Raw genomic sequence first — 15,767 nt, 5'->3', positions numbered from 1 at the left:
CCCATGAACGTCGCCGTCGTCAACTGGCGCGACCCCTGGCACCCCGCCTCCGGCGGCGCCGAGACCTACGCCTGGGAGCTGGCGTGCCGGATGGCCCGCGCGGGCCACGCGGTCTCGTTCGTCACCGCGCGGGCGCCCGGTCAGTCGCGGGCGGAGACCCGCGACGGCGTACGGGTGCGCCGGATGGGCGGGGTGTTCACCGTCTACCCGCTGGTGCTGCTCTGGCTCCTGGTCCGGCGCACCCGGTTCGACGCGGTGCTCGACTGCCAGAACGGCATCCCGTTCTTCACGCCGTGGGTGCTGCCGCGCCGTACCAGGGTCCTGTGCGTCGTGCACCACGTGCACGACCGGCAGTTCGGCCTGCACCTGCCGTGGTGGCTGGCCGCGGTGGGGCGGTTCCTGGAAGGGCCGGTGTCGCGCTGGACCTACCGGCGGCACACCGGCGTGGCCGTGTCGCCGTCCACCGTGCGCGCCATGCGGGAGCGGCTGCGCTGGATCGGACCGATCCACCTGGTGCACAACGGGGTCAGCACGGGCCCGCCCGAGAACGACGTCCCCAAGAGCCCGGTGCCGCGCGTCGTCTGCGTCGGCAGGCTCGTCGCGCACAAGCGCGTCGGCCTGCTGCTGGACGCGGTGGCGGAGCTGCGGGAGCAGCGGCCTGGCCTGGTCGTCGACGTCATCGGCCGCGGCCCGGAGGAGGCCGCGCTGCGCGCGCGGCTCCCCGGGGGCGTCACGCTCCACGGCTACCTGCCGGAGGAGGAGAAGGCGCGCCTGATCGCCGCCGCCTGGGTGCACGTCACCGCCTCGCAGGGCGAGGGCTGGGGGCTGTGCGTGGTGGAGGCGGCCGCGCTCGGCGTGCCGACCGTCGCCTTCGACGTGGAAGGGCTCCGGGACGCGGTACGGGACGGCGAGACGGGCTGGCTGGTCCCCGAGGGCGGCACACCGGTCGCTGACCTGGCCAAAGGCCTCGGCGCGGCGCTGGACGAGGTCGCGGACGAGCTGACTGACCGGGGTCCGGACACCTATAACATGAAATGTCGGAAATGGGCTGGACGGTTCTCCTGGGACGCCAGCGCCGACCGCCTCATGGCGTTGATCACCGGTGCGGACGTGGAGGAGCGGTGACCGAGAAGGCCCGGCACCGCTTCTGGCTGGTGTTGTGCTGTGCCGGCTTCGCGATCCTGGCGTTCACCACCAAGCCCGGCCACCTCATCCCCGACACCAAGCTCGACCTGGCGCTGAACCCGCTCGGCTGGCTGGAGCGCGCCACCCACCTGTGGGATCTGCAACATTTCGGCCAGCTCCAGAACCAGGCGGCCGGCTACCTGTTCCCGATGGGCCCCTTCTTCGCCCTCGGCGAGCTGGCCGGCGTCGAGCCGTGGATCACCCAGCGGCTCTGGCTGACGCTGCTGTTCTGTGTCGCGTTCCTGGGCGCCGAGCGGCTGGCCGCCAAGCTCGGCGTCGGCACGCCGGGCACCAGGGTCGCGGGCGCCCTGGCGTACGCGCTGGCCCCCCGCGCGCTGTCGATCGTCGGCGAGATCTCGATCGAGTGGCTGCCCGCCGCGATGCTGCCGTGGATCCTGATCCCGCTGCTCACCGCCGCCGAGACGGGGCAGCGGGCCAGGGCGGCGGTCCGGTCGGGACTGGCCGTGGCGCTGTGCGGCGGGGTGAACGCGGTCGCCGTGCTGGCCGTGCTGGTCGCCCCCGTCGTCTACATCCTGACCCGGCCGCGCCCGGTGCCGCGCTGGCGGATGCTCGGCTGGTGGACGGCCGCCGTCGCGGTGGCCACCCTCTTCTGGTCGCTGCCGCTGCTGCTGGTGGGCCGGTACGCGTTCTCGTTCCTGCCCTACACCGAGACCTCGGCGGCGACCACGCAGGTCACGTCGCTGACGAACGTGCTGCGCGGCGCCTCCGACTGGGTGCGCTTCCTGCCGCTCAGCGGCGTGTTCGAGCAGCCGCCCGGGTACGCGATCGCGACCTCAGGCGCGATGGTGGCGGTCACCGGCGTCATCGCCGCGCTCGGCCTGGCCGGGCTGGCCCGCCGCGACCTGCCCGCCAGGGGCTTCCTCATCGCGCTCTTCCTGGTGGGGACGGCGGCGGTGACGGCCGGGCACATCAGCGCGCTGGAGCCCGCCGTGGCCGAGCCGATCCGGTGGCTGCTGGACGGCCCGCTCGCGCCGCTGCGCAACCTGCGCAAGTTCGACCCGCTCATCCGGCTCGCGCTCGCGTTCGGGCTGGCCCACCTGCTGGCGAGCGTGCTCGGCCGGGCCAGGCTGCCGCTGCGGGCGGTGGCGGCGGGCGCGTTCGCCGCGCTGGTCCTGCCGGTCTTCAACCAGGGCCTGGCGTACCCGGGGGTCTTCCAGCAGGTGCCGGACCACTGGCGGCAGGCCGCCGCCTGGCTGGACGAGAACGCCGGTGACGAGGGCGTGCTGGTCGTGCCCGGCGCCTCGTTCGGCGAGTACGTGTGGGGCCGGCCGATGGACGAGCCGCTCCAGCCCCTGTCCAGCGTCCGGTGGACGGCCCGCCAGATCACCCCGCCGGGCTCGGTGGGGCTGAGCAGGCTGCTGGACGCCGTCGACCAGCGGCTGACGTCCGGCCACGGCTCGGCCGGGCTGACCGAGGTGCTGCGCCGCATGGGCGTCCGCTACGTGCTCGCCAGGAACGACCTGCTCAGGGAGCAGCTCGCGGGCGCCTGGCCGGCCAGGATCCACGAGGCGATGAGCGAGTCGCCCGGCGTCACCAAGGTGCGCTCGTTCGGCGAGCCGGTCGGCGACGTGTTCGGCGACGACGCCGTCGACTCGCTCGACGCCGCCTTCCCCGCGCTCGACCTGTACGAGGTGTCGGAGCCGTCGGACCTGGTCACCGTACGCCCGGCGGCGGACGCGCTGCGGGTGCGCGGCGGCCCCGACTCGCTGCTCAGCATGGGCGACCTGGGCCTGCTCGGCGACGGCCCGGTCCTGGTGAACGACGACGCGGCCGGGGTCGAGGCGCCGGCCGTGGTGAGCGACGCGCTGCGGCTGCGCGAGCGGCACTTCGGCGAGCTGCGCTCCAACATCAGCCCGACACTCACCGAGGACCGGCGGGCGGACTTCAGCGGCGTGCTGGCCCTGGACCTGATGGAGAAGGGCTGGCTGGAGAACACCGCCACCGCCGAGTACGACGGCATCGCCGGCGTCTCGGCCTCCTCCTCGGCCGCCGACGCCGGCGCGCCCGCCGGGATCAGCGACCCCTCGCGCGGCCCCTGGTCGGCGATGGACGGCGACGTGCGCACCGGCTGGGAGACCGACGGCGCGCGCACGCCCGAGGGCGAGTGGCTCCAGGTCGACCTGCCCGCGCGCCGGGAGGTCTCCCGCGTCCGTGCGATGTTCGCCGCCGAGCTCCTGCTCGGCCAGACGGTGGACCGGGTGGCGGTCGAGACCGAGGCGGGCCGCCGGGAGCAGGACGTCGAGCAGACCACGGACCCGCAGTGGCTGACCCTGCCCGAGGGGCCGACCTCGTGGATCCGGGTCACGATCCTGTCCGTCCGGCCCGGTGACTGGACCTACGGGCAGCGCGCCGGGATCGTCGAGCTCAGCGTGCCAGGGGTGACCCCCGGCAGGACGATCCGGCTGCCCGGCTCCGGCGGCGACGTGTTCGTCATGGACCGCGGCCTGGACGCCCGGCCCGGGTGCGTGCGCAGCCTGAACCGGTGGGTGTGCAATCCCCCGCGGCTCGCGCGTACCGGGGAGGAGAGCACCGGCCTGGACCGCACGTTCACCGCGGACGCGGAGCGGGCCGTCACCGTGCGCGGGTCGGCCGTGCTGCGCGACAGCGCGCTCGTCGACCGGTTCACCCGGGTCAGCGGCGGCGTCACGCGGGTGTCGGGCACCTCGCAGCTCAGCGAGGACGCGGTGGTCTCGCCCCGGTCGGCGTTCGACGGCGACCTGACCACCACCTGGGTCCCGGCCGACGGCGACCGCGAGCCCGCGCTGACCGTCGCGTGGAAGGGCAAGAAGAAGATCTCCCGCATCCAGGTCGGCAGGCCGGGCAGCGACACCCAGTCGCTCGACGTGGTGGTCACCGGAGACGGCGGCGTCTCCCGCGGCGGCCGGGTGGACGAGCGGGGCCACGTCAGCTTCGACCCGATCACCACCACCCAGCTCAAGATCCGCTTCTACCCGCTCACGCAGCGGGTGCAGGTCACCGAGCTGGCCATCCCGGGGGTGGCCAAGGCGAGCACCCCCGGCGACATCCCGCTCCGGCTCGACTGCGGCACCGGCCCGCGGATCGAGGTGAACGGCCAGGTCGTCGAGACCCGCGTCGCCGGCAGCCACCGAGACCTGCTGGAGCAGCGGCCGGTGCGGATCACCGGGTGCGAGAAGGCGGAGCTGCTGGCGGGCGACAACCGGGTCAAGGTGGCCGGTTGGGAGCCGTTCCAGGTGGAGAACCTGGTCGTGGGCGCCCTGCCGGAGACGCCGCGCCAGGTGGAGGCCGCCGCGGTGCCGGGCACCTGGACGCAGTCCGCGCGCGAGGTGCACGTGAGCGCGCCCGACGACGCCTTCCTGGTGGTCGGCGAGAACTTCAACGCCGGCTGGCGGGCGAAGATCGGCGACCGGACGCTCCGGCCGGTCCGCATCGACGGCTGGAAGCAGGCCTGGGAGCTGCCCGCCGGCTCGTCGGGCGTCGTGCGGATGGAGTACACGCCGGACCGGCCCTACTGGTTCGCGCTCGCCGCCGGGCTGGGCGGGATCGCGCTGCTGGCGCTGCTCTCCCTGATACCGCTCGGGCCGCGCCCCGAGCACGTGCGCGCGACCGCGCCGGCCGCCCTCTCGCGGCTGTCGAGCTGGCGGGCGCCGTACGCGGCGGTGGCGGGGCTGGCGTTCGGCTACTGGATCGCGGGCACGCCCGGCATGCTCGCCCTGGTCGCCGCCGGGGCACTGGCGCTGTGGCTGGACGGCCGCGGGTGGGGCGCGTACTGGCTGCCGGCCGGGCTGTTCTGCGCGGCGGCGGGCGCCCAGGCCGTCGCGCTCACGCTGCGCTCGTACGGGATCGAGGCCGGGATGCTGATGGACCACGTGCCGCAGCTCGTCGCGTGCGCGGCCATGGGCGCGCTGTTCGGGCAGCTCGTCACGCGGCGGGAGCCACCGGCCGCGGAGCCGGAGCTTCCGGTGGCCGAGCAGGTGCTGACCGGCGCCGGCCGAGCGTGAGGGCGACATGTTCGATCAGGTGATAGCTCGCGATGCTGAGCAGCAGCGACACGATGAACGACACCACGGCCAGGCTGGTGAAGTCGCCGGTGAACGGCGGGTCGCCGGTGATCTGCCGGTGCAGCGTGATGACCGGCGCGTGCCACAGGAAGAAGCTGTAGGAGATGCGGCCCAGGTAGGCGGCGACCGGGTTGCCGAGCAGCCTGTGGCGCAGCGAGCCGGGGTCGGGCGCGAGCGCGAACGGCGCCACCAGCAGGACGGCCACGGCCGCCTCCAGGGTCATCCTGACCATGGACTCCCCGAGGGTCGGCAGGGTGAGCGTGCGCGGCCCGGCCAGCGGCGTCGACAGCACCGCGTACAGCAGGAAGGCGAGCACCAGCAGCTGGGGGGCGAGCGAGCCGATCACCCGGCTGCCGCCGAGCCAGACCGACAGCACCGCCATCGCCATGCCGCAGGCGAAGAACACCAGGTGGTACGGGAGCCAGAGCGCGAGGTCCGGCACCTCCAGGACCCTGGCGGCCACCACGGTGGCCACCGAGACCACCGGCAGCACCGCGATGCCCCAGAGCAGCCGCGCCGGCACGTTGCCGCCCCGGGCCGCCCACCGGTGCAGCGCCCAGCCGAGCAGCGGCAGCACCAGGTAGAAGGCCATCTCGATGGGCAGCGTCCACATCTGGTAGAGGCCCTCGGCGCTGTGCAGGCCGGGGACGTAGTTCTGCAGCAGGAGCAGCCAGACCACCCAGCCGGTCCAGTCGAGCGGCGTCCACGCCCACAGCGCCAGCGAGGCGACCAGCCAGTAGACCGGCAGCACACGCAGCGCCCGCCGCCACAGGTAGAGCCCGGCGGCGGGGCGCGGTGCGCCCTCGATGGCGGCCTTGGCCCACGGCCGGTAGAGCAGCAGGCCGGACAGCAGGAAGAACACCGGCACGGCCATCCCGAGGCGGGACAGCAGCCAGGCGTACATGCCCTCGCCGTACATCACGCCGGTGTTGCTGGCCACGTGCAGCAGCCACACGCCGAGCGCGGCCAGGGCGCGGATGCCGTCGAGAGCGGCGTCTCTCTTCAGTGCTCTCACCCCCGGGGTCTCGTCGGCGAAACCACGATAGAACATGTTTCTATCGATTTGGTTGCGGCTCGTGGTCGGCGGGTGACGCCGATCACGCACTGTCATACTTTGATCCAGGTCATACAATCCCGACGACAACACGTTCTAATTTTGCGGAGGTCTCGATGGGTCGTATTTCAACGCTCGTCCTCATCGGGCTCGGCGCGTTTTTCATCGCGCTCGCCCCGCTCCTGAAATTCTGGGCGGCGGACCAGCTGATCTCCGCGCCGGCGAACCAGTTCGGCATCTCCACCCTGGAGGCGAAGGGCGCCCAGTACTTCTCCCGCCAGGATCTCAAGGTGCTGAACGCCGACCTCGAGATCATCGTCACCACCCGTGGTGACGTGAAGGACGCCACCGGCGACCGGGTCGTCTGGGACGAGGCCACGGTGGTCAACGACGTGACCAACAACCGCAGGTCGGTGGACATCTCCGACCGGCGCAGCGCCTTCAACAAGTACACCGGCGAGGCCGTGAACTGCTGCGGCGTGAACATCGCCAAGGCCCCGGTCACGCTGGAGGGCCAGATCTACAAGTGGCCGTTCGACGTGGAGAAGAAGACGTACAAGGTCTTCAACTCCACCGCCAAGCAGGCCTTCGACGCGACGTTCGTGCGCGAGGAGAAGGTCAACGGCCTCGACACGTACGTGTTCGAGCAGCTGGTGCCGGCCACCAAGACCTCCACGCAGACGATCCCCGCCAACATCGTCGGCATCACCGACGTGACCGGTGACGTGCAGATCGACCGCTGGTACGACGGCAAGACCACCTACTGGATCGAGCCCGTCACCGGCTCCCCGGTCAAGCAGGAGGTCCAGCGGCACGAGGTGCTGAAGACGCAGGACGGCGTGGAGCGCGCCGCGGCCTTCGTCGCCACCGCCCAGATGACCGAGGAGACGGTGAACGGCCTGGTGAGCAACGCCCAGGACGGCAAGAGCCAGATCAACCTGCTGCGCAACACCATCCCCCTCGTCCTGCTCGTCGTGGGCGTCGCGCTGATCCTCGCCGGCGTGGTGCTCGGCCGCCGCCGCACCGCCTGATCCTTTTCCGACCCCGGGGCCCGCCGCGTGCGGGCCCTTTTACTTTTTCCGGGACCGTTACAACGAAAATTGAAACGTGTTCCAATAAAAAGTTACTCGCCGGTACGAGCGAAACATCTAGCAGTAGAACGTGTTGCAGTTCGGTCTTCCCGGTCGTATCGTCGGGACATGCGGACCCGTGTGACGGACATGTTCGGAATCGACCTCCCGATCTTCGCGTTCAGCCACTGCCGCGACGTGGTGGCCGCCGTCAGCAAGGCAGGCGGAATGGGCGTGCTCGGCGCCCTCTACTTCACCCCCGAAGAGCTCGAACGGGAGCTCGCCTGGATCGACGACCACGTGGACGGCAAGCCGTACGGGGTGGACGTCGTCATGCCGGCCTCCTACGAGGGCGCCGAGTTCCCGGCGGAGGAGCTCGTCGGCCGCCTGCAGGGGATGATCCCCGAGGGGCACCGGCAGTTCGTCGAGAACCTGCTGTCCAGCCACGGCGTGCCGCCGCTGTCGCAGGACGCCGACGCCGGCCGGGTGCTGCTCGGCTGGACGGACGCCACCGCCCGGCCGCAGGTGGAGGTCGCGCTCAGGCACCCGATCGCGCTGCTGGCCAACGCCCTCGGCCCGCCGCCCGCCGACGTGGTGGAGCAGGCGCACGCCCACGGCGTCAAGGTCGCCGCCCTCGCCTCCACCCCGCGCCACGCGCTCAAGCAGGTCGAGGTGGGCGTGGACGTGGTCGTGGCGCAGGGCACCGAGGCGGGCGGCCACACCGGCGAGATCTCCACGATGGTGCTCATCCCGCAGGTCGTGGACGCCGTGGACGTGCCGGTGCTGGCGGCGGGCGGCATCGGCAACGGCCGCCAGATGGCCGCGGGCATGGCGCTGGGCGCGGAGGGCGTCTGGACCGGCTCGCTCTGGCTGACCGTCGAGGAGGCCGACACCCCCGAGATGGCCAGGCAGCGCATCCTCGCCGCCACCTCCCGCGACACGGTCCGCTCCCGCAGCTGGACGGGCAAGCCCGCCCGGCTGCTCAAGAACGAGTGGACCGACGCCTGGGAGGCGCAGGAGTCGCCGGGCACGCTGCCGATGCCGCTGCAGTTCATGCTGGTCTCGGACGCGCTGCGGCGCATCGGCCGCTCCGACGCCGCCGAGCTGGCGACCTTCCCCGCGGGCCAGATCATCGGCATCACCAACCAGGTCCGCTCGACCAAGGACGTGGTCTACTCCCTGGTCGAGGAGTTCGCCGAAGCCCTCGAACGCCTCGGCCGCATCACCCGCGACTAACGGCCCCGGTAGGTCGGGGGGCGCTTCTCGCGGAAGGCGCGGGTGCCCTCCTTGGCGTCCTCCGACCCGATCACCGGCCAGCCCAGCTCGTCCGACACCTTGAGCGCCTCCGCCTCCGCGAGGCCCTGGGTGTCGCGGTAGGTGCGCAGGATCGCCTGGACGGCCAGCGGCCCGGCCGCCGCCACGCTCGCGGCCAGCTCGCGGGCGGCGGCCAGCGCCTCGCCGTCGGGGACGACCCGGTTGACCAGGCCCATCGCCAGCGCCTCGGCGGCGGTGACGGAACGGCCCGTGAGGAGGAGGTCCATCGCGTGGCAGTACGGGATCTGGCGCGGCAGGCGGACCGCGCTGCCGCCCATCGGGAAGAGCGCGCGCCTGGCCTCGAACAGGCCGAGGGTGGCCGACTCCGCCACCACCCGCAGGTCGGTGCCGACGAGCAGCTCGGTGCCGCCCGCCACCGCGTAGCCCTCGACGGCGCTGATGACCGGCTTGGCGGGCAGGTCCTCGCGGAGCAGGCCCTTCCAGTGGTAGTTGGCGATCTTCTCGCCACGCGCCACGACCTCGGGGTCCGACGGGGGAGCGGACATCGCCTTGAGGTCGGCGCCGGAGCAGAACGTGCCCTCCGCGCCCGTCAGGATCGCCACCCTGACGTCCGGCTCGGCCGACACGTAGGCCCAGGCGCTCGCCATGCCGATGAGCATGTCGGAGGAGAGCGCGTTGCGGGCCTCGGGGCGGTTCATGGTGACGATCACCACGTGGTGGTCACGTTCCACGCGGCAGTGGGGGGTGCTGATCGGCAGAAGCTCCACTCACTCCTCCTGAAATCAAGCGCTTGCTCACACCATAGCCGCGGGTTACGCTGCCCGAAAGAAATGAGAACCTGTTCTTATTTCGCCGGTTCGGGGGCCTCGTACGACCTGGTGAGGAGTACCGATGGGCACGCTCGGTTTCTGGCGGCTGGCGCAGGCGGACCCCGGCTGGATCGCGGCCGTGGACCCCGACGGCACCGAGCACCGGGCCGGTGACCTCCTCGCCCGCGCGAACCGCCTCACCCACGGGCTGCGCGCGCTCGGCCTGCGGGCCGGCGACGGCCTCTGCGGGCTGGTGCCCAACGGCTCCGACGGGCTCGTGCTCTACCTGGCGGCCCTCCAGGCAGGCTGGTACTACACGCCGATCAACTGGCACCTGACCGGGCCGGAGATCGCGTACATCCTGACCGACAGCGAGGCCAAGGCGTTCGTCACCCACCCCCGGTACGCGGCAGAGGCGACGCGTGCGGCGGAGGCCGTCGCCCCCGAGCGGCGCTTCGCCGTGGCGGACCTGCCCGGGTTCCGGCCGCTGGACGAGCTGACCGAAGGGCAGCCGGACACCATGCCCGCCGACCGCACGGCCGGCGCCACCATGCACTACACCTCCGGCACCACCGGCAGGCCCAAGGGCGTGCGCCGCCCGCTGACCGGCCTCGACCCCGACGACGGGGCGGAGCTGATGACGTTCCTGCTCGGCCTGTTCGGCGTCACCCCCGGGCGGCCCAACGCCCACCTGGTCACCTCGCCCAGCTACCACACCGCCGTCAGCCAGTTCGGCGGCACCGCCCTGCACATGGGCCACACGCTCGTCTACATGGACCGGTGGGACGCCGAGGAGATGCTCAGGCTCTGCGAGCGCCACCGGGTCACCAGCTCCCACCTGGTGCCCACCCACTTCAAGCGCCTGCTCGCCCTCCCCGAAGAGGTGCGGGGGAAGTACGACCTGTCCTCGCTGAAGTGGATGATCCACGCCGCCGCCCCCTGTCCCGTACCGGTGAAGCAGGACATGCTCCGGTGGTGGGGCGACGTCGTGTACGAGTACTACGCGGCCACCGAGGGCGGCGGCACCCTGGCCACGCCCGGCGACTGGAAGGCGCACCCCGGCACGGTCGGCAACGCCTGGCCCATCACCGAGCTGCTCATCGCCGACGACTCGGGCGAGCCGGTGCCCGCCGGCACCCCCGGCACGATCTACATGAAGATGATGGGCGCCTCCTTCGAGTACAAGGGCGACCCGGCCAAGACCGAGGCGAACCGGCTCAAGGACTTCTTCACCGTCGGCGACATCGGCTACCTGGACGAGGACGGCTTCCTGTTCCTGTGCGACCGCAAGGCCGACATGATCATCTCCGGCGGCGCGAACATCTACCCGGCCGAGATCGAGAACGAGATCATGATCCACCCGAAGGTCGCCGACGTGGCGGTGTTCGGCATCCCCGACGAGGAGTGGGGCGAGCAGATCAAGGCCGTCGTCGAGCCCGCGCCCGGCGCGGCGCCCGGTCCGGAGCTGGCCGCGGAGATCCTCGCCTCGCTGGAGGGCCGCCTGGCCAGGATGAAGTGGCCGAGAACCGTCGACTTCATCGACGAGATGCCCCGAGAGCCCAACGGCAAGCTGCTCAAACGCAAGCTGCGCGCCCCGTACTGGGAGGGCCGCGACCGAGCCATCTGACCACCCGGGAGGGTGCATGTCCGATCCGCTGACCGCGGAGCACGTGCTGGAGTTCCCCGGCGGCTACACCCGCTCGACGGGACCGGTGATCGGCCGGTTCCTGACCGAGCTGCGCGCCGGACGGATCGTCGGGGTGCGCACCGCCGACGGACGGGTGCTCGTCCCCGCGCTGGAGTACGACCCCGCCACCGGCGACGCGGTGACCGGCGAGTACGTCGAGGTCGGCCCGGCCGGGACCGTCACCGCGTCCGCCTGGGTGGCCGAGCCGCGCCCCGGGCACCCGCTGGACCGGCCCTTCGCCTGGGCCATGATCAAGCTGGACGGCGCCGACACCGCGCTCGTGCACGCCGTCGACGCGGGCAACCCCAAGGCGGTCACGCCCGGCACCCGGGTGTGGCCGGTGTGGCGCGGCGAACGCTCGGGCCACATCACCGATCTCGCCTGCTTCGCCCCCGAGGTCACCAGGATCGTCTCGCCGGTCCGCGTCCCGTACACGCTCCAGGCCGGCGGGGCGCTCCGCGTCTTCCTGGAGGGGATCAGGCGCGGCGTCTTCGTCGGCGGGAGGTGCGCGAGCTGCGGGAAGGTGTACGTGCCCTACCGGCTGTCCTGCCCCGAGTGCGGGATCGCGATCGGCGAGCAGGTCGAGCTGCCCGACACCGGCACGGTCACCACGTTCGCGATCAACAACCTGCCCGACCCGCGCGCCCCCGAGGTGCCCTTCGTCTCCGCGTACGTGCTCCTCGACCGGTCCGACGTGCCCGTGATCGCGCTCGTCGGCGGCGTCCCCGCGCACGAGGTGCGGCAGGGCATGCGGGTCAAGGCCGAGTGGGTGCCCGAGAGCGAGCGGACCGCGTCCATGGCGAACATCCGGTGGTTCGCGCCCACCGGCGAACCCGATGTGGAGCTGTGAATGAGACAGGTCGCGATCGTCGCCTTCGCCCAGACCCGGCACACCGCCCACGACACCGGGCTGTCCGAGCCCGAGCTGATCCTGCCCGTGATCGAGGAGGTCAAGGCGCTGACCGGGCAGAAACGGTTCGGCTTCACCTGCTCGGGCAGCTGCGACTACCTGGCGGGGGCGCCGTTCTCGTTCGTCTCCGCGCTGGACGCGGTCGGCGCCTGGCCGCCGATCTCGGAGAGCCACGTGGAGATGGACGGCGCCTGGGCCCTGTACGAGGCGTGGGTGCGGCTCCAGCACGGCGACGTGGACACCGCCCTGGTGTACGGGTTCGGCAAGTCCAGCCAGGGCGACCTGCGGGCCATCATGACCTTGCAGCTCGACCCGTACTACCTGGCGCCGCTCGGCCTGGACCAGCTCTCGTACGCGGCGCTGCAGGCGTCGGCGCTCGGCGCCGGACGGGCCGAGCTGGACGCGATCGCGCGCCGCAGCCGCGCCGACGGCAGGCGCAACCCGTACGCGCTGGACCTGCCGGAAGAGCTGCCCGACGGGTACGCGGTCGAGCCGCTGAAGGCGTCGGACGTCGCGCCGATCACCGACGGCGCGGCGGCCGTGGTGCTCGCCGCCGGAGACCGGGCCCGCGAGCTGTGCGCCACCCCCGCCTGGATCACCGGCATCGCGCACCGCATCGAGCCGCACTACCTGGGCCTGCGCGACCTCAGCCGGTCGCCGTCGGCGGCCGACGCGGGCCGCGCGGCGGGCGTCGGCAAGGGACCGGTCGACGTGGCCGAGCTGCACGCCCAGTTCGCGCACGAGGAACCGATCCTGCGCCGGGCGCTCGACCTGCCCGACGACACCGTGATCAACCCGTCCGGCGGCCCGCTGGCCGCGAACCCCGTCATGGCCGCCGGGCTGATCCGCCTCGGCGAGGCGGCCCGCCGCATCCACGACGGATCCGCCCGCCGCACCGTCGGCCACGCGGCGAGCGGCCCCTGCCTGCAGCACAACCTCGTCACCGTACTGGAGGCCTGATGGCTGAGCGCTGCGCCGTGATCGGCGTCGGGCAGACGCGCTACACGACCAAGCGCAGGGACGTGTCGATCGCCGGGCTGGTGCGCGAGGCGGCGCTGCGGGCGCTGGAGGACGCCGGGCTGACGTTCAAGGACATCGACGCCGTCGTCATCGGCAAGGCGCCCGACCTGTTCGAAGGCGTCATGATGCCCGAGGCGTACCTCGCCGACGCGCTCGGCGCCGCGGGCAAGCCGATGCTGCGCGTGCACACCGCGGGCAGCGTCGGCGGCTCCACCGCGCTCGTCGGCGCGGGCCTGATCCAGTCCGGCGTGCACGAACGGGTGCTGGTCGTCGGCTTCGAGAAGCAGTCGGAGTCCAACGCCACCTGGGCGCTCTCCACCCACCTGCCGTTCAGCTCGTCGCTGGTGGTCGGCGCGGGCGGCTACTTCGCCCCGCACATCAGGGAGTACATGCGCAGGAGCGGCGCCCCCGGCCACGTCGGCGCGCTCGTGGCCGTCAAGGACCGGCTCAACGCGCTCAAGAACCCGTACGCGCACCTGCGCATCCCCGGCATCGACCGGGCGATGGTCGAGTCCACGCCCATGCTGTGGGAGCCGATCCGCTACCTGGAGTCGTGCCCGTCCAGCGACGGCGCCTGCGCGATCGTGCTCTCGTCCGAACAAGCCGCCACCGGCACCCCGGCCTGGGTGCACGGCGCCGCCATGCGCTCCGAGCCGCTCTCCAGGGCCGGCCGCGACACCGTGAGCCCGCAGGCCGGCAAGGACTGCGCCGCCGACGTCTACCGGCAGGCCGGCGTCACCGACCCGCGCCGCCAGATCGACGTGGCCGAGGTGTACGTGCCGTTCTCCTGGTACGAGCCGATGTGGCTGGAGAACCTCGGCTTCGCCGCCGAGGGCGAGGGCTGGAAGGTCACCGAGTCCGGCGCCACCGCGCTCGACGGGGACATCCCGTGGAACCCCTCCGGCGGCGTGCTGTCCAGCAACCCCATCGGGGCGTCCGGGCTGATCAGGTTCGCCGAGGCCGCGCTGCAGGTGCGCGGCATGGCCGGAGAGCACCAGGTCGACGGGGCACGCCTGGCACTCGGGCACGCGTACGGGGGAGGAGCGCAGTTCTTCGCCATGTGGATCGTCGGACGGGAGAAGCCGTGATGGAGTTCAACCACGCTGACTTGTTCGAAGGGGTGGCCGACGCGATCGGGGACCGCACGGCGGTGGTCTGCGGGCCGGACCGCCGCACCTACGCCGAGCTGGACGCCGAGGCCAACCGGCTCGCCCACCACCTCCAGGACCGCGGCATCGGGCCCGGCGACCACGTGGGGATCCACCTCTGCAACGACATCGAGTACGTGGCCGGCCTCCTGGCCACCCTGAAGCTCCGCGCCGTCCCGGTCAACGTCAACTACCGGTACGTCGAGGCCGAGCTGCTCTACCTCTACCGCGACTCCGACATCCGGGCCCTGCTGTACGACGTCGAGTTCGAGCCCCGCGTGGCCGCCGTCGCCGGCCAGGCGCCCCGGCTGGGCCATCTCATCGCGGTCAACGGCCCGCCCGGCATCCCCGGCGCGATCTCGTACGAGGAAGCCCTGCGGAGCGGCGACCCGGGGCGCGGCTTCGGGCCGCGGTCCGGGCAGGACGTCTACATCATCTACACCGGCGGCACCACCGGCATGCCCAAGGGCGCGATGTGGCACGTCGAGGACCTGTTCATGGCCTTCGGCGGCGGCAACCCGACCGGCGAGCCGCGCGCCACCCCGCAGGAGGTGGTCGACGAGGCCGTCAAGGCGAGCCCGATCGCGATGATGGCCGCCGCGCCGCTCATGCACGGCGCTGCCCAGATGGGCACCTTCATCGCCTTCTGGATGGGCGCGACCATGGTGTACGTGCGCACGTTCGACCCCGACGAGGTGTGGCGGGCCGTCGAGCGGGAGAAGGTGCTCACGATGAACATCACCGGCGACGCCATGGCCAGGCCGCTCGCCGAGGCGCTGGAGCGGGGCTCCTACGACGTGTCGTCGCTGTTCGTGCTCAGCTCGACCGGCGCGATCCTGAGCGGCACCGTACGCGACCGGCTCCAGGAGCTCCTGCCCGACGTGCTGATCCGCGACAACTTCGGCTCCACCGAGGCCGGCTACACCGCCGACGGGATCGACGGGGCCACCCCCGAGACGGGCCTGCGCTACCGGCCCAACCCCCACGCCAGGCTGGTCGTGCTCGACGACCGGCTGCACCCCGTCAGGCCCGGCTCCGGCGACCTGGGCACCGTCGCCAAGGCCGGCCGCATCGCGTTCGGCTACTACAACGACCCGGACAAGACCGCCCGCACCTTCGTCACCACCGAGGACGGCACCCGCTGGCTGCTCACCGGCGACCTGGCCACCGTCGAGGAGGACGGCACCATCACCGTGTACGGGCGCGGCTCGCAGTGCGTCAACACCGGCGGCGAGAAGGTGTTCCCCGAAGAGGTGGAGGCCGTGCTCAAGGGGCACCCGGCCGTCTTCGACGCGGTCGTCACCGGGGTGCCGGACGAGCGGTGGGGCAACCGGGTGGCCGCCGTGGTCGAGCCGCGTCCCGGCGCCGCCGTCACCGCCGAGGAGCTCGACGCCCACTGCCGGAAGCAGTTATCGGGCTACAAGGTGCCGCGCTCGTACGCGTTCGTGCCGCGCATGGAGCGCTCGCCGTCGGGCAAGGCCGACTACCGGTGGGCCAGGGACACGGTGCTGGCCGCGCAATCTTGACCAGCGCAGGGCCGGCGCGGGC

General features: G+C 72.5%; 11 protein-coding genes. 9 read left to right on the top strand and 2 right to left on the bottom strand.

All coding sequences use genetic code 11. From position 1 onward, the window contains the following. Window positions 1-3: 3 nt before the first annotated feature. On the top strand, window positions 4-1,125 hold the full coding sequence (locus ACIBF7_RS27215) for a glycosyltransferase family 4 protein (RefSeq protein WP_397198452.1): 1,122 nt from the start codon (window positions 4-6) through the stop codon (window positions 1,123-1,125). After that, window positions 1,122-5,186 carry an alpha-(1->3)-arabinofuranosyltransferase family protein gene (locus tag ACIBF7_RS27210; protein ID WP_397198451.1) on the top strand — a complete coding sequence of 1,355 codons (4,065 nt, stop codon included), beginning with the start codon at window positions 1,122-1,124 and terminating at the stop codon, window positions 5,184-5,186. The genes ACIBF7_RS27215 and ACIBF7_RS27210 overlap by 4 nt, the downstream gene beginning before the upstream one ends. On the opposite strand, the gene ACIBF7_RS27205 is transcribed toward ACIBF7_RS27210, so the two are convergent. After that, window positions 5,107-6,297, bottom strand: coding sequence for an acyltransferase family protein (locus ACIBF7_RS27205; RefSeq protein ID WP_397198450.1), 1,191 nt, complete (start codon window positions 6,295-6,297; stop codon window positions 5,107-5,109). The two genes, ACIBF7_RS27210 and ACIBF7_RS27205, sit on opposite strands and share 80 nt — an antisense overlap. Before the next feature lie 119 nt (window positions 6,298-6,416). Between ACIBF7_RS27205 and ACIBF7_RS27200 the strand changes: the two genes are divergently transcribed. Both ACIBF7_RS27200 and ACIBF7_RS27195 read left to right on the top strand, forming a co-directional pair. Continuing rightward, the gene (locus ACIBF7_RS27200) at window positions 6,417-7,331 is read left to right on the top strand and encodes a DUF3068 domain-containing protein (RefSeq protein WP_148034153.1); all 915 of its coding nucleotides are present in this window, start codon (window positions 6,417-6,419) and stop codon (window positions 7,329-7,331) included. A 168-nt stretch (window positions 7,332-7,499) separates the two neighbouring features. Further along, complete coding sequence (locus ACIBF7_RS27195; protein ID WP_219543520.1) at window positions 7,500-8,606, top strand: nitronate monooxygenase family protein; 1,107 nt, start codon at window positions 7,500-7,502, stop codon at window positions 8,604-8,606. On the opposite strand, the gene ACIBF7_RS27190 is transcribed toward ACIBF7_RS27195, so the two are convergent. Then, complete coding sequence (locus ACIBF7_RS27190; RefSeq protein ID WP_397198449.1) at window positions 8,603-9,412, bottom strand: crotonase/enoyl-CoA hydratase family protein; 810 nt, start codon at window positions 9,410-9,412, stop codon at window positions 8,603-8,605. The genes ACIBF7_RS27195 and ACIBF7_RS27190 overlap by 4 nt on opposite strands. Window positions 9,413-9,536: 124 nt before the next feature. On the opposite strand from ACIBF7_RS27190, the gene ACIBF7_RS27185 reads away from it, so the two are divergent. From ACIBF7_RS27185 to ACIBF7_RS27165, 5 genes are read left to right on the top strand one after another with little or no spacing between them, the layout of a single operon-like run. Further along, entirely contained in the window at window positions 9,537-11,081 is a 1,545-nt protein-coding gene (locus ACIBF7_RS27185) for an acyl-CoA synthetase (RefSeq protein ID WP_364225847.1), read from the top strand. A 16-nt stretch (window positions 11,082-11,097) separates the two neighbouring features. Then, entirely contained in the window at window positions 11,098-11,991 is an 894-nt protein-coding gene (locus ACIBF7_RS27180; RefSeq protein WP_364225850.1) for an OB-fold domain-containing protein, read from the top strand. Beyond that, window positions 11,992-13,011 (top strand): thiolase domain-containing protein, encoded by a 1,020-nt coding sequence (locus ACIBF7_RS27175; RefSeq protein WP_271278242.1) that lies wholly within the window; start codon window positions 11,992-11,994, stop codon window positions 13,009-13,011. After that, window positions 13,011-14,159, top strand: a complete 1,149-nt coding sequence (locus ACIBF7_RS27170; RefSeq protein ID WP_364225853.1) for a thiolase domain-containing protein — start codon at window positions 13,011-13,013, stop codon at window positions 14,157-14,159. Before ACIBF7_RS27175 ends, ACIBF7_RS27170 begins: the two co-directional genes overlap by 1 nt. Further along, window positions 14,159-15,745 carry an acyl-CoA synthetase gene (locus ACIBF7_RS27165; protein ID WP_397198448.1) on the top strand — a complete coding sequence of 529 codons (1,587 nt, stop codon included), beginning with the start codon at window positions 14,159-14,161 and terminating at the stop codon, window positions 15,743-15,745. Before ACIBF7_RS27170 ends, ACIBF7_RS27165 begins: the two co-directional genes overlap by 1 nt. Window positions 15,746-15,767: the final 22 nt, after the last annotated feature.

It is taken from the genome of Nonomuraea sp. NPDC050478 (genome assembly GCF_044458265.1).
GTDB classification, from domain to species: domain Bacteria; phylum Actinomycetota; class Actinomycetes; order Streptosporangiales; family Streptosporangiaceae; genus Nonomuraea; species Nonomuraea ferruginea.
The sequence above is the reverse complement of the archived record's forward strand: the minus strand, read 5'-3'. Positions and strand labels throughout refer to the sequence as shown.